Origin of the sequence: Streptomyces sp. NPDC090083, from assembly GCF_044747445.1 — a bacterium.
Taxonomy (GTDB): Bacteria; Actinomycetota; Actinomycetes; order Streptomycetales; family Streptomycetaceae; genus Streptomyces.
In genome coordinates this window covers 179970-193393 of the sequence record NZ_JBIVED010000002.1, presented here as the reverse complement: position 1 = coordinate 193393, position 13424 = coordinate 179970, and the positions used below count along the sequence as shown (strand labels likewise).

The following is a 13424-nucleotide window of genomic DNA, read 5'->3' as shown; positions in this document are numbered from 1 at the left end:
CGTCGTCCAAACGGGTGACTCGGACCGCATCAGACCGCCGACCTGGAGATCATCCCGCTCGTCTGTGCTGTTTGGGACGAGATCGTTTCTCGATGTACATCCGTTCGTCAGCGGACTTCAGGACCTCGTCCGCCGTCATGCCGCAGTGGGCCCACCCGATACCGAAGCTGGCCCCGACCCGCATGGCCCGTCCGTCGACCCGGATGGGCTGGATGATCTCGTTCCGCAGGCGTACGGCGAGGTCGGCGGCGTCCGCCCGGCCGAGCCCGTCGGCCAGGACGACGAACTCGTCACCGCCGAGCCGGGCCACCGTGTCGCCGTCGCGCACGGCCCGCCCGAGCCGCCGGGCGACCTCGATGAGGACGGCGTCGCCCGCGTTGTGCCCGAACCGGTCGTTGATCGACTTGAAGCCGTCGAGGTCGCAGAAGAGGACCGCGAGCCCCTTCGTGCCGTCGTCCCGCTCGCCCTCGGGGGCGACGGTGTGGACGTGGTGGTCGTAGGCGTCGAGGAGGTCGGCGCCGGGGCGGAAGTCGAAGCCGTGGCCGTTCGCGTCGTAGGCCGGATGTCCGTACGCGGCGTCGATGGACTCGATCTCGCCGGGGTGGGTGGCCTGCGGGCGCTGGCAGAGGCGGGCCGAGAGGCGGGTGCGCAGCTCCGCCGAGTTCGGCAGGCCGGTCAGCGCGTCGTGCGCGGCGCGGTGGGCGAGCTGCAGCTCGCGGCGCTTGCGGTCCTCTATGTCCTCGACGTGGGAGAGGAGGAAGCGGGGCCCGTCGGCGGCGTCCGCGACGACGGAGTTGCGGAGCGAGACCCAGACGTACGTGCCGTCCCGGCGGCCCAGGCGGAGCTCCGCGCGCCCGCCCTCCGCCGAGGTTCTGAGCAGGGTGCCTATGTCCTCGGGGTGGACGAGGTCCGAGAAGGAGTAGCGGCGCATCGCGGAGGCGGGGCGGCCGAGCAGGCGGCACAGGGCGTCGTTGCTCCGGAGTATCCGGCCGTGCTGGTCGCCGCCCATCTCGGCTATCGCCATGCCGGAGGGGGCGTACTCGAAGGCCTGCCGGAAGCTCTCCTCGCTGGCGCGCAGGGCCTGTTGCTCGCGCTCCAGGCGGACCAGGGCGCGCTGCATGTTGGCGCGCAGCCGGGCGTTGCTGATCGCTATGGCCGCCTGGAACGCGTACATCTGGAGCGCCTCGCGGCCCCACGCGCCCGGCCGCCGGCCGTTGCGCGGGCGGTCCACGGACAGGACGCCGATCAGCTCGCCGCAGGAGCTGCCGGAGACGCCGGGGGTGTACATCGGCGCGAAGAGCCGGTCGGACGGGTGCCACTCGTCCTCGAAGCGGGGGGCGGGGCCGTCGGTGTACCACTGCGGTACGTCGTCCTCGTCGAGGACCCAGCCCTCGGTGTGCGGGATGAAGCGCAGGTCGCCCCAGGACTCGCCCATGCCGAGGCGGCGCTCCCAGGACTCGCGGGAGCCGACGCGGCCGGTGATGAGTGCCTCGGCGGCGGAGTTGCCCGCGAAGGCGGCGACCACGAGGTCGCCGTCGGGGCGCACGAGGTTGACGCAGGCCAGCTCGTACCCGAGACCGTTGACGACGCCGTCGGCGACGGTCTGCAGGGTGTCCGCCAGGCTGCGGGCGGTGTTCATGTCCGCCATGACCGTGTGCAGTTGTCGCAGGGTCGCAAGACGGACGTAGGGCTCCGACTCGGTCTCCATACTCGCCCTCCCCCCGAGACCTCGCAGTGAATCAAGGGTCATCTTCCCCGCCACTGAATCACAGCGCGCTCCCCACTCGGTACACAGGGTCAACAATTAGTACCCCTTGTGACTCAAGTCACAGCAGAAGATGAACAATTGAGGGGAGTTTCTGCGTTTTCCCTGCGCGTTTACTGAACGCAAACTTTGTGAGCGTGTGGACATGATGCACGACGATGTTCCGCCGCGTGGGCCATTGGACCTAGGACCTGACTGGGCCGCAGGTCCGATGCGGTGCGCGGGCGCCGGAGGCTAGCGTCGCAGGCGTGCTGAAGACCGCCCCGCTCTCGAACACCGTCCCCTCCGGGCATGCTGTGGGGGTGAGCAACGACGAGTTCCGCGCCGCCCTCGCCCGGCTGGCCGCGGGCGTGGTCCTGGTGACCGCGCACGAGGAGCCCTACGACCCGGACGACCCCCAGGCTCCGGTCGGCGAGGACGTGGGCATGACGGCGACCGCCTTCATGTCGGTCTCCCTGGACCCGCCGCTCGTCCTGGTCAGCCTCCGCAACGGCTCCCGCATGGACGACCTCCTCGACGAACAGCCCCTGTGGGCCGTCTCCGTCCTCTCCGAGAGCCAGCGCCACATCGCGGGCCGCTTCGCCATGAAGGGCCGCATCAGCGACCGCCTCCTCTTCGACGACATCCCCTACGTCCACGGGAAGGCGTCCGGCGCCCCCTTGGTCCGCGGCGCCCTCGCCACCCTTGAGTGCCGCACGGAACAGCGGGTTCCGGCAGGCGACCACACCCTGGTGATCGGACGGGTCCTCACCGCGGAGGTGGGCAGCGCGGAAGGCGGCCCGCTCTCGTACTTCCGCGGCAGATACCGGCAGTTGGGATAGGCGGCGAAGAATTCGCCGTCGCTTTCCGTGCCGTTCCCGGACGCGCCCTTTCGGGAAACGGGAAATGCGAAGCCGCCGCACACCCGGCTCGCAATCCCGACACGCACCCCCGCACGGAACCAACACAGAACCCCGCGGGGAACTAGCCCCAGTCCCGCCCGTTCCGCCCCCGCTTCGTGTCGGACCGCTGCTTCTTCTCGCGCAGCCGCCGTTCGTTGATACCGCGCGGAATCCGGGTCGCCCGGCGCGGCTTGGGCGGCGGCGCGGTGGCCTCCGCGAGCAGCGCGGCGAGGCGTACGGCGGCGGTCTCCCGGTTGCGCCACTGGGAGCGGTGCTCGGAGGACCGTACGGTCACGACGCCGTCGACGAGCCGCGAGGCGAGCCGCTCCAGCGCACGCTCCTTCCACACCGGGGGCAGCGCCTCGGTCTTGGCCACGTCGAACCGCAGCTCCACCTGGGAGTCACTGGTGTTGACGTGCTGCCCACCCGGCCCTGACGACCGCGAGAAACGCCACATGAGCTCGGCCTCGGGCAGGGAGACGGAGCCACGGATGACATAAGGACCGGACATGTCCCCCATCGTCGCGCGTCTGTCCGGTCCACGTCACTCCGATTACCCCGGAACTCACGGGTAAAGAAAGTAAAGCCACCTGGAACCTTCCCCACCCCTCTTGGCGTTCATAGAGGTACCGGTAGCTTCGTCCTCAGTACGAAGCCCGCACCGCAACGAGGGAAGGACTCCCAACCATGGCTGTAAGCCTGTCCAAGGGTGGCAACGTCTCGCTCACCAAGGAGGCACCGGGCCTGACCGCCGTCACCGTAGGCCTCGGCTGGGACGTCCGCACGACCACCGGCACGGACTTCGACCTCGACGCCTCGGCGATCGCGGTCAACCCCGAGGGCAAGGTCTACTCGGAGGGTCACTTCATCTTCTTCAACAACAAGTCGACCCCGGACCAGACCATCGTCCACACCGGCGACAACCGCACGGGCGAGGGCGCGGGCGACGACGAGGCGATCAACGTCAACCTCGCCGGCCTCCCCGCCGACATCGAGAAGATCGTCTTCCCGGTCTCGATCTACGACGCCGAGACCCGCTCGCAGAACTTCGGCCAGGTCCGCAACGCGTACATCCGCATCGTGAACCAGGCAGGCGGCGCCGAGATCGCCCGCTACGACCTCTCCGAGGACGCGGCGACGGAGACGGCCATGGTCTTCGGCGAGCTCTACCGCAACGGCGCGGAGTGGAAGTTCCGCGCGGTGGGCCAGGGTTACGCCTCGGGCCTGGTCGGCATCGCCCAGGACTTCGGCGTCAACGTCTGAGCCCCGCCGCACCCGTAGTGCCGTAGGTGAGGCCCCTGGCTGCGTCGCCGGCCGGGGGCTTCGGCATGCACGGGGGCTGTTGACCGCTCGCCGGCCGCGCGCGGACGGGGATGACGGAGAACACACGGTCCGGGCCCGCTCAGGAAGGTCTCAGCCACGTATGGCACTGTGCCGGAATCGGCAGCGGCGCTGATCCAGTCCTCCCGGTCCGCTCGTCGCCGTGACCGACCCGGTGTGCCGTCGACCCGCCCCTGGAAGGACAGCGAGCCCTATGCCGTTCGGATCGCCCCCCGCCGGTTCCGGGTCTCCGCCACCGCCCGCGTGGACCCCGCCGACCGACACGGAACACGCGCTGGTCGAGGCACGGGCGCGCGGCGACTGGACGGCGTACTACGACGTACTGTCCCGCGTCCGCCTCTACTACCAGATGTCACGCAAGGCCTACGACGCCCAACCCGACCGCGTCCACCGGGTGTTCACCCGCGACGAGCGCACCGGCGCCAGGTACTGGGAGCTCTTCACCGACGGCCTGCTGCCCGCGCCCCGCCCCGACGACCTGGTGTATTCGAGCGCGTCCCTGCGCCGGATCGCGGAGCTCTGGAATCCGCAGGACCCGCCCACGGTCGTCATCAACCCCGGCACCCCCTGCGAACTGGCCCTCCCGTACGGCCCGCCCGGCACGACCGACTGGTCGCGGGCCGCGGACCGACCGGACATCCCCTCCGCCGCGATGCGCCTGCGCGCACTCCACGTGGGCGGCGCGCTGCACGGCCCGGTCGCCCACGGCCTGGCCTGCGGAGCGCTCCTCTGCGTCAGCAACGGCTCCCTCTGGAACGCCCCGGCCTGGCACGGCCACGGCTACGACGGTGAACGGCGGCGGCTGCGCGAGTGGTGGGGCATCACGACCCGCGCCGAGTGGCAGTACCACCTGCGGAACCTGCTCGCCTGCGAAGCGTCCAGCTCCGTATGGGAGTTCGCGCTCAGCCTGCGCCGTACGATCGCCCGCGACTTCGGCGGCCATGTGGACACCGGCTACTGGCGCCAGGCCGTGGCCACGGTCATCCGGGCCGACTCCGAGGGCGCCACGGTGATCACCGAGGACGGCGTCACGAAGACCGACCCCCGCCCCGCATCGGAGACCGAGGCCCGCATCACGGGCGTGCAGCACCTCATCGGCCGTATCACCCGCTACGAGGCCCGGATGCGGGCCGACGGCATCCTCGACGAGAACCGCCACGTCACGTCGGTCGAGGCCTGGGACCTGGGCCGCGCCTCGAAGATGGCCCGCTGGGGCCTGGGCGCCCGCTTCGCGACCCTCCCGGAGACCGAGTCGGCCCTGGCCCGAGCGAGCCGGTCCGCCGCCCTCGCCTACCGCTCCTGGCCCGACTTCTCCGCCGGCTACATCCTCGGCCGCTGCCTCCACTTCGACGAGGAGGAGTTCGGGGACTGGTACCAGGACATGGTCTCGGCCCACCGGATCCTGACGACGGAACCGGGAAGCCCATGGCTGAACATCCCGTTCCGCTAGGCCGCCGAGCGGTTCCGGTTGGGGCCCGGCGGCTAGCGTGCCCCCATGTTCCTCGAACCGCTCACGCCGACCGAGGCCGGCGCGCTCCCCGGTGAGCTGCTCACCGAGCTGACCGCCCTCTACGCCTCGAACCACGCGTTCCACGCGCTCAGCGGCGACTTCCCCGACCCGGCGGACATCCGCCCGGAACAGGTGGCGACCGCCCTGGCCGACGAGTTGGCCGACCCGGACGTGGAGGTCCTCCTCGCCCGCGGCGCCGGGCGCCTGATCGGGATCGCGATCACCCTGGGGACACACCCCGACCCGGCCGACGACGACCCCTGGATCGGCCTCCTGATGATCGACGCGGCACAGCAACAACAGGGCTACGGACGGCAGTTGGCGTCCCTCGTCGAGACCCGCCTCCACGAGTCCGGCCGAACCGCCGTACGCCTGGCCGTACTCGACAACAACCCCGACGCCCTCGCCTTCTGGACCACCCTCGGCTACGAGATCATCGACCACCGCGAGGACCGCCGACTCGGCCGCCCCTGCGCGGTGTTGCGCAAGCGGCTCGGCTGACCCGAGCGAACCCCCGTGAAGAACGTGCGGCCCGCTCAAGGAGGTGCGGGCCGGCTGCTCAGGGCCGGGCCGGCTTCCCTTTCCCGTACAGCCAGTCCTTCCAGATTCCGCCGAAGTCCTTGCCCGGGGCCATCTTCTCGACGTACGCCGTGAAGTCCGCCGTGTCGGCGTTGCCGTGGCGGTGGGCGGCTGCCCAGCCCTGGACGATGTCGTAGAACCGGGCATCGCCGACCGTCCGGCGGATCTTGTGGAGGACCATCGCGCCGCGTTCGTAGACAGGACTGTCGGAGATGTGGGCGGCGGAGCTCGGCATGGCCGGCGGGAAGGCCCAGACGGCATCGTCGTCCGCCTTGTCGTCGAAGTACGTTCCCCTGTAGAGGGCGTCGAAGGTCTGCTGGGCGGTGTCGCCGCCGTGGTCCTCCGCCCAGAGCCACTCCGCGTAGGTTGCGAACCCTTCGTTGAGCCACATGTCGCGCCAGGTCTTCGGGGTCACCGAGTCCCCGTACCACTGGTGGGCGAGTTCGTGCACGAGGGTCGCGGTGTCGGGGGCGCCGGGGAAGAACGGGCGGTTCTGCGTCTCCAGGGCGTAGCCCGCGTCGCCGTCCCGGTCGACGATCGCGCCGGTCGAGGAGAAGGGGTACGGGCCGAAGTTGTACTCCTCCCACTCCATGATCTCCGGCAGCCCGGCCAGCACCTTGCGGCTCGCCTCGGCCTCCTGCGGGTCCACCGCGACATAGACGGGGAGGCCGTTCCTGGTGGTGGTGCGGGTGATGTCGTAGTGGCCGATCGCGACGGTGGCGAGATAGGTCGCCATGGGCTGCGGAACGTGCCAGCGGTACGTGGTCGTAGGAACACCCTTGGCCCCCTCCCCCGCTCCCGTCGTCGTCTCGCTCCTCAACTCACCGTTGGAGACCGCCTGGAGACCCTTGGGAACGGTGATCGTGATGTCGTAGGTCGCCTTGTCGGAGGGGTGATCGTTGCCGGGGAACCATGCCATCGAGCCTGTCGGTTCGCCGAGCGCGAGCGCGCCGTCCGCCGTGGGCAGCCAGCCCTCGTCCGAACCGTCGGGGTCGGTGATCGTCTCGGGGGTCCCGGAGTAGCGGACCGTCGTCCGGAACGTCCCGCCCTTGCGGAGAGCCGAGGACGGACGCACCTTCAGTTCCTGGCCGCTACGGGTCCAGGAGGCCTTCTTGCCGTCCACCATCAGGGAGTTGACCTTCATGCCCTGGAAGTCGAGATCGAAGGTGGACAGGGCGGTGGTGGCGCGGGCTGTGATCGTGGCGGTGGCGGTCAGGGTGGGGGTGTCCGGGCCGTCGGACGTGTCGGAGGCCTCGGATGAGTCCGTGGTGTCGGGGGTGTAGGCGAGGTTCAGGTCGTAGTGGGTGACGTCGTAGCCGCCGTTGCCCGACTTCGGGAAGTACGGGTCGCCCACGCCCGCGCTGCCGGAGGCGGCGTGAACCCCACCCGGACTGCTGCACGCCGTCAAGCCGAGGGTGAGGGCGACGGCGAGGGTGAGGTTGAGCAGGGAGGGCGTGACAGTCGGGACGAGCCGTGCGGATCTGGACACGTGCGCGATCCTATGAGTTCGCGGAGTTGGCCCCCGCTCCGCGCGCGCTCGGGACGGCAACCCGGCCTCCGGAGACTCCGGCCGGCCTCGGCCATCCGCGACCGTGACACCATCTCCTACGTGCTCGACATCGGCTACGCCCTCTCCAACCGCTTCCCCGACCCCCCGCAGACCGACTACCGCCGCGCGGACGTCCACGCGCTGCGGCACGACCTGTTCTGCGGTGACGTCTACCTCGCCGACACCAAGGCGGACCGGGAAGTGTCCACGGCGTGGGGATGGGTGCCGGTGCTCGACTTCGCGTGGGCGTTGTGCGACATCGTGGAACGGATCGACGAGGATCCGGCGGGTTCGCGGGCGTCACGGCCGCAGCGGGCGGAACTCGACTTCACCGAGTCGACGGACCGGATGCTGTTCGAGCGGCGGTTCGGGTGGGTGGATGTCGAGGCGGACTGGATGAGGCGGGACGAGGAGGCGTTGACCTTCTCCCACGCCGAACTCCGGCGTGAGGCGCGGGACTTCCTCCATGACCTGATCGCGGACCTGGTCGACCTGCACGAGGCGCTGGGCGAAAACCCGGCGATCTGGACCCTCCAGGCGAAGTTCCCCAGGGTTCCCTGAACACCCCGAGCCTTCGGGTCACCCTGCGCGACTGGGGACCCCCTCACCCCTCCACCCGAATCCCCATCTGCACAGCCAGCACAGGCGCCAGATCCAACAACTGCCCCATGCTGATCACCGCCCCGGACAACCGCTCCACCCCCCGCGCGATCTCCAGCTCCGCCGCCCCCCGCAGATCCACGTCCGTGAGCGTCACCCCCGTGAAATCGGCCCCCTTCAGCACACAGCCCACGAACTCGACCCGCTCCAAGCGCGCGTCGAGGAAGTCGGGCTCGACGAGGACGCAGCCGTCGAAGACGACATCCCGGAGTCTCGCCTTGCGCAGGTTCAGGTAGTCGATCTTGCCGCCGCGGATCACCACGCGCTCCAGCACGGACCCGTGCAACTGCACCCCGCCCATCCGCGCGTCGACGACCTCGACGTCACGCAGGGTCGACTCCGAGAGGTCCGTGCCGACACCCCGTATGCCGGTGAGGACGGAGTCCAGGACGCGGGCGTGGCGCAGCCGGGTCTCGTCCAGCGCGCACCCCGTCAGCGCGCAGTCCATGAAACGGGCACCCCCGCCGTCCTGCCCCACGAGGTCCAGGTCGCGGAAGTCCAGCCCGTCGTAGTCCCCGTCAGGCTCCAACTCCCCACCCGCGTAAGCCTCCAGAACGGGCAACCGCACCTCCGGCCGCCGCGCCCCCTTCACTCCACCCGTCGCCGCTCTCCTCGCCATACACCCATCCTGCACCCCACCACTGACAACGAGGACGCCCGGCACTTGACCTCAAGTCCGCTTGAGGTCGAAGAGTGGGCACCCACACGCGGAAGACGCTCACCCACAAGAGCTCACCACCATGGGAGCCTCATGCACGCCATCCGACTCCACGCCTTCGGCCCCGCCGAGAACCTCCTCCACGAACCCACCGCCGACCCCTCCCCGGCCCCCGGCCAGGTCCGCATCGCCGTGGCCGCGGCGGGAGTCCACCTCCTGGACACGGTCCTACGGAAGGGAGAACGCGGCCCCCTCCCCGAACTCCCGGCCCTCCCCACCATCCCCGGCCGCGAGGTCGCCGGTGTCGTCGAGTCGCTCGGGGACGGGGTCGCCGGGCTGTGGCTCGGGAGGCGGGTGGTGGCGCACCTCGGGTTCGCGCCGGGCGGGTACGCGGAGCTGGCCGTGGTCGATGTCGACCGCGTCCACGAGATCCCGGCGAACCTCGACTTCGCGCAGGCCGTCGCCATGATCGGAACGGGCCGTACGGCCATGGGAATCGTGCAGTTCACCGAGCTGAACGCGGACTCCGTGGCGATCGTCCCGGCCGCCGCCGGTGGCCTCGGCACACTCCTGGTCCAGTACGCCAAGCAGTCCGGCGCCACCGTCGTCGGCCTCGCGGGCGGCCCCGAGAAGGCCGCCCTCGTACAGGCCAACGGCGCCGATCTCGCCGTCGACTACACGGCGCCCGAGTGGCCCGCCAAGGTCCGCGCCTGGCTGGGCGGCCGGCACGCGACGGTCGTGTTCGACGGGGTGGGAGGCGACATCGCGCGGGAGGCGACCGGCCTGCTCCGCGACGACGGCAGGCACCTGGTCTTCGGTTGGTCGAGCGGCGAGCCGCACACCATCGACGGGCGGTCCGAGCAGACACTCGGCCCCGCGATGACGCAGAAGGCGGGCGGCCCCAGCCCGATCCGAACCCTGGAGCTGCGCGCCCTCACCGCAGCGGCGGAAGGCCGCCTCCGCCCGGCCGTGGAACGCTTCCCGCTCCCGCAGGCGGCAGAGGCCCACCGCGCGCTGGAAACCAGGAGGACAACCGGAAAGGTGGTGCTGGAACCATGACGACCCCCACCCCCCAAAGCCAGACCACTCACAACACCCCAACCACGCAAGCCACCGCAACCACTCCAGCCACCGCGACCACATCGAACATACGAACGCATCCGGTTCGGGATGCGATAGATACCGATTCATGGTCTTCTGGCCAGATGAGTGTCACCCAAACAGGTGAATCAGCCGTGACGGACGAGCCCGATCCCCGGCGCTGGTGGGGCCTGGTGATCATCGCTCTCGCGCAGCTCATGGTCGTCCTCGACGCGACGATCGTGAACATCGCACTCCCCTCCGCACAGCGCGACCTGGGCATGTCCGACGGCAACCGGCAATGGGTCATCACGGCGTACACGCTCGCGTTCGGCGGTCTGCTCCTGCTGGGCGGCCGGATCGCGGACCTGGTGGGCCGCAAACGGACGTTCATCATCGGCCTGATCGGCTTCGCGGGCGCCTCCGCGCTCGGCGGCGCGGCCACGACCTCGGGCATGCTGTTCGGCGCCCGCGCCCTCCAGGGCGTCTTCGCCGCCGTACTCGCCCCCTCCGCCCTCAGCCTCCTCACCACGACGTTCACCGACCCGAAGGAACGCGGTAAGGCCTTCGGGATCTACGGCGCGCTCGCGGGCAGCGGCTCGGCGATCGGCTTCATCGCGGGCGGCCTGCTCACGGAGTACCTGAACTGGCGCTGGTGCCTCTACGTCAACATCCCCATCGCGATCATCGCGGTCTTCGGCGCCGTCGCCCTGCTCCACGACCGCCCGGGTCACGCGGGCGCCCGTCTCGACGTGCCCGGCGTCCTCCTGGGCTGCGGCGGACTCGTCGCCATCGTCTACGGCTTCAGCGAGGCGGAACCGCGCGGCTGGACTGACTCGCTGGTCCTGGCCCTGTTCGCGGCAGGCGTCGTACTCCTCGCCGCCTTCGTCTGGTGGCAGAACAGGGCGCCGAGCCCCCTCCTGCCCCTCCACATCATCAAGGATCGCAACCGCGCCGGCTGCTTCCTGACCATGGGCCTCGCGGTCATCGGCATGTTCGGGATGTTCCTGTTCATGACCTACTACCTCCAGGTCATCCTCGACTACTCGCCCGTGAAGACCGGCATGGCCTTCCTGCCCCTCACGGTCGCGATCATCATCGGCTCGACCCAGATCTCCGCCCGCCTGATGCACCACGTCCCACCGCGCACCCTGATGGTGCCGGGCGCGGTACTGGCCGCCGCGGGCATGTCCTTCTTCACCCGCCTGACGGTCGACTCGGACTACGCCACCGAACTGCTCCCCGGCCTGCTCCTGATGGGCCTCGGCATGGGCCTCATCTTCATGCCGGTCTTCGCCACCGCCACGGCAGGCGTCGCCCCGCAGGACTCGGGCGTGACCTCGGCGACCGTCAACACGGCCCAGCAGGTGGGCGGTTCGATCGGCACGGCCCTCCTCAACACGATCGCCACCACCAGCAGCACGGCCTACATCGTCGCCCACCTCCACAATCCCGCCCAGAAGGCCCTCATCACCAGCAAGGGCATCGTCCACGGCTACACGGTCGCCATCTGGTGGGCCGTGGCCGTCATGCTCCTGGCCGGCCTGGTCGCAGGCCTGATGGTCACGGCCCGAGCCCCGAAGCACGGGCCCGCGGCCCCGTCCCCACTACCGGAGTCGCACTCCCAGTCGGTGACCTGACACCACCGGACCGCGGGCCGCGTACGGCGGCAAGGCGACGTGTCGGGGGGTGTCCGCCCGCAGCGGTCGGCGCTCACGCCGCTCCCCTCTCGGCAAAGGCCCCCGCGCCGACCCGAGGACGGACACCCCCCGGCGCGGCGCCGACCCCCCACGCACCGCGGCACCCACGACGCACCGGCACCCACGCACAAGTCCGCACCCCGGACTCCCCAGGGGCGCGGGGAACTGCGCGACAAGCCCCCACCGACCCGCACCCGACAACTCAGCCCAACGCCCCCCACCCCCGCCCTCACGCCCACCCCCCCAGACGTCACCCCCGCCCGGCCACCCGATCCGCCCACCGAGCCAACCGGGACGACTCCACCCCGGCCCCACTCGACTCCCGCCGATCCGCGGCCCGATACGTCGCGTACATCCCCTGCACCCCCAGCCACCGAAACGGCTCCGGCTCCCACTTCCGCACCGCATGCCCCACCCAGGGCAACCCGGTGAGATCCGTGGCCCCCGCCTCCCCGGAATCCATCCGCACCAGATCCCGCAGGGTCCGCGCGGCGAGGTTCGTCGTAGCCACCCCGGACCCGACGTACCCCCCGGCCCACCCGAGCCCCGTGGCCCGATCCAGAGTCACCGTCGCGCACCAGTCCCGTGGCACCCCGAGAACCCCCGACCACGCGTGCGCGACCCGCACCCCCGCCAGCGCGGGAAAGAACCGTACGAGGATCTCCCGCAGCGCCTCGACCGTGGAGGCCTGCGTCCGCCCGTCGTTGTCCGTCCTCGACCCGAAGCGATACGGCACCCCACGCCCGCCCAACGCGATCCGCCCATCGGCGGTGCGCTGCGCGTACATGTACGCGTGGGCCATGTCCCCCAAGGTCTCCAGCCCGTCCCAGCCCACCGCCTCCCACTGCGCGTCGGTGAGCGGCTCGGTGGCGATCATCGACGAGTTCATCGGCAGCCATGTCCGCCGCTGCCCCTTGAGACGCGCGGTGAACCCCTCGGTGCACCGCAGCACATAGGGCGCCCGCACGGTCCCGTACGGCGTCACCGCCTGCCGGGGCCGGATCTCCGTCACCGGCGTCGACTCGTGAAGGACGACACCCAACGCCTCGGCCGCGGCGGCAAGCCCCTTCACCAGTTTCACGGGGTGCAGCCGGGCACCGTGCGGAGTCCACGTGGATCCGACCGCGTCCGCGACCCGAATCCGCTCACCGGTCTCCCGCGCGCCGTACAGCTCCCGGTCGGTCTCGCCGTAGGACAGCTCATGCTCGTGAAAGGCCTTCAGGCGGGTCAACTGCGCGGGCGTGCAAGCGACTTCGAGTACGCCACCCCGATGGATGTCGGCGTCGATCCCCTCCGCCTCCGCGACCGCGACGACCTCGCCGACGGTGTCGTTCATGGCCTGCTGGAGCCGTACCGCCGCGTCCCGCCCGTGAAGTGCGGCGTACCGGTCACGGCCGGCGATCCCGTTGTAGAGCCATCCGCCGTTGCGCCCGGAAGCGCCGTAGCCGCAGAACTTCTGCTCCAGGACGACGACCCGCAGGGACGGTACGGCCTTCTTCAGGTAGTACGCGGTCCACAGCCCCGTGTACCCGCCCCCGACGATCACGACGTCCGCGGTGGCGTCACCTCCGAGGGGCTCCCGGCGCAGAGGGATGCCGTCGTCCGCGTACCAGAAGGAGACGCCACCGTTCACGACACCATTCAGGGCACCATTCGAGGCACCGCTCACGCCACCGTCCGCACCACCGCTCACCGAGCTGC

The 13424-nt window shown here is 70.6% G+C and carries 12 protein-coding genes; 7 read left to right on the top strand and 5 right to left on the bottom strand.

What is annotated here, in order from left to right:
• Nucleotides 1-49: 49 nt before the first annotated feature.
• Nucleotides 50-1708 (bottom strand): diguanylate cyclase CdgB, encoded by a 1659-nt coding sequence (gene cdgB / locus ACIPTO_RS06680; RefSeq protein WP_366324040.1) that lies wholly within the window; start codon nucleotides 1706-1708, stop codon nucleotides 50-52.
• 305 nt (nucleotides 1709-2013) lie between these two features.
• Between cdgB and ACIPTO_RS06675 the strand changes: the two genes are divergently transcribed.
• Nucleotides 2014-2586 carry a flavin reductase family protein gene (locus tag ACIPTO_RS06675; protein WP_366324038.1) on the top strand — a complete coding sequence of 191 codons (573 nt, stop codon included), beginning with the start codon at nucleotides 2014-2016 and terminating at the stop codon, nucleotides 2584-2586.
• Nucleotides 2587-2728: 142 nt separating this feature from the next.
• Here ACIPTO_RS06675 and arfB read toward each other — a convergent pair whose 3' ends face one another.
• Nucleotides 2729-3157 carry an alternative ribosome rescue aminoacyl-tRNA hydrolase ArfB gene (gene arfB / locus ACIPTO_RS06670; RefSeq protein WP_401189920.1) on the bottom strand — a complete coding sequence of 143 codons (429 nt, stop codon included), beginning with the start codon at nucleotides 3155-3157 and terminating at the stop codon, nucleotides 2729-2731.
• A gap of 176 nt (nucleotides 3158-3333) precedes the next feature.
• On the opposite strand from arfB, the gene ACIPTO_RS06665 reads away from it, so the two are divergent.
• The 3 genes from ACIPTO_RS06665 to ACIPTO_RS06655 all read left to right on the top strand — a co-directional run bounded on the left by ACIPTO_RS06665 (nucleotide 3334) and on the right by ACIPTO_RS06655 (nucleotide 5998).
• Nucleotides 3334-3909, top strand: coding sequence for a TerD family protein (locus ACIPTO_RS06665; RefSeq protein WP_366324034.1), 576 nt, complete (start codon nucleotides 3334-3336; stop codon nucleotides 3907-3909).
• 271 nt (nucleotides 3910-4180) lie between these two features.
• Nucleotides 4181-5437: a DUF1266 domain-containing protein gene (locus ACIPTO_RS06660; RefSeq protein ID WP_401189918.1), complete on the top strand. Its 1257-nt coding sequence runs from the start codon at nucleotides 4181-4183 to the stop codon at nucleotides 5435-5437.
• A 45-nt stretch (nucleotides 5438-5482) separates the two neighbouring features.
• A complete protein-coding gene (locus tag ACIPTO_RS06655; RefSeq protein ID WP_401189917.1) occupies nucleotides 5483-5998 on the top strand; it encodes a GNAT family N-acetyltransferase in 516 nt (171 codons plus the stop codon).
• A gap of 58 nt (nucleotides 5999-6056) precedes the next feature.
• Here ACIPTO_RS06655 and ACIPTO_RS06650 read toward each other — a convergent pair whose 3' ends face one another.
• The gene (locus ACIPTO_RS06650; protein ID WP_401189915.1) at nucleotides 6057-7565 is read right to left on the bottom strand and encodes a M1 family metallopeptidase; all 1509 of its coding nucleotides are present in this window, start codon (nucleotides 7563-7565) and stop codon (nucleotides 6057-6059) included.
• 120 nt (nucleotides 7566-7685) lie between these two features.
• Between ACIPTO_RS06650 and ACIPTO_RS06645 the strand changes: the two genes are divergently transcribed.
• On the top strand, nucleotides 7686-8186 hold the full coding sequence (locus tag ACIPTO_RS06645; RefSeq protein WP_401189914.1) for a hypothetical protein: 501 nt from the start codon (nucleotides 7686-7688) through the stop codon (nucleotides 8184-8186).
• A 43-nt stretch (nucleotides 8187-8229) separates the two neighbouring features.
• On the opposite strand, the gene ACIPTO_RS06640 is transcribed toward ACIPTO_RS06645, so the two are convergent.
• The gene (locus tag ACIPTO_RS06640) at nucleotides 8230-8904 is read right to left on the bottom strand and encodes a pentapeptide repeat-containing protein (RefSeq protein WP_401189912.1); all 675 of its coding nucleotides are present in this window, start codon (nucleotides 8902-8904) and stop codon (nucleotides 8230-8232) included.
• Between the two features lie 132 nt (nucleotides 8905-9036).
• On the opposite strand from ACIPTO_RS06640, the gene ACIPTO_RS06635 reads away from it, so the two are divergent.
• Both ACIPTO_RS06635 and ACIPTO_RS06630 read left to right on the top strand, forming a co-directional pair.
• Nucleotides 9037-10002, top strand: coding sequence for a zinc-binding dehydrogenase (locus tag ACIPTO_RS06635; protein WP_401189910.1), 966 nt, complete (start codon nucleotides 9037-9039; stop codon nucleotides 10000-10002).
• A 146-nt stretch (nucleotides 10003-10148) separates the two neighbouring features.
• Nucleotides 10149-11663 carry an MFS transporter gene (locus ACIPTO_RS06630; RefSeq protein WP_401189908.1) on the top strand — a complete coding sequence of 505 codons (1515 nt, stop codon included), beginning with the start codon at nucleotides 10149-10151 and terminating at the stop codon, nucleotides 11661-11663.
• A 310-nt stretch (nucleotides 11664-11973) separates the two neighbouring features.
• Here the strand turns inward: ACIPTO_RS06630 and ACIPTO_RS06625 are convergent, their stop codons facing one another.
• Entirely contained in the window at nucleotides 11974-13356 is a 1383-nt protein-coding gene (locus tag ACIPTO_RS06625; protein ID WP_401190814.1) for an NAD(P)/FAD-dependent oxidoreductase, read from the bottom strand.
• Nucleotides 13357-13424 lie beyond the last annotated feature (68 nt).

Bases quoted from the DNA above. Each gene is read 5' to 3' on its own strand.
- cdgB (WP_366324040.1), bottom strand. From the start codon at position 1,708: ATGGAGACCGAGTCGGAGCCCTACGTCCGTCTTGCGACCCTGCGACAA.
- ACIPTO_RS06665 (WP_366324034.1), top strand. From the start codon at position 3,334: ATGGCTGTAAGCCTGTCCAAGGGTGGCAACGTCTCGCTCACCAAGGAG.
- arfB (WP_401189920.1), bottom strand. From the start codon at position 3,157: ATGTCCGGTCCTTATGTCATCCGTGGCTCCGTCTCCCTGCCCGAGGCC.
- ACIPTO_RS06630 (WP_401189908.1), top strand. From the start codon at position 10,149: ATGAGTGTCACCCAAACAGGTGAATCAGCCGTGACGGACGAGCCCGAT.
- ACIPTO_RS06635 (WP_401189910.1), top strand. From the start codon at position 9,037: ATGCACGCCATCCGACTCCACGCCTTCGGCCCCGCCGAGAACCTCCTC.
- ACIPTO_RS06660 (WP_401189918.1), top strand. From the start codon at position 4,181: ATGCCGTTCGGATCGCCCCCCGCCGGTTCCGGGTCTCCGCCACCGCCC.
- ACIPTO_RS06655 (WP_401189917.1), top strand. From the start codon at position 5,483: ATGTTCCTCGAACCGCTCACGCCGACCGAGGCCGGCGCGCTCCCCGGT.
- ACIPTO_RS06640 (WP_401189912.1), bottom strand. From the start codon at position 8,904: ATGGCGAGGAGAGCGGCGACGGGTGGAGTGAAGGGGGCGCGGCGGCCG.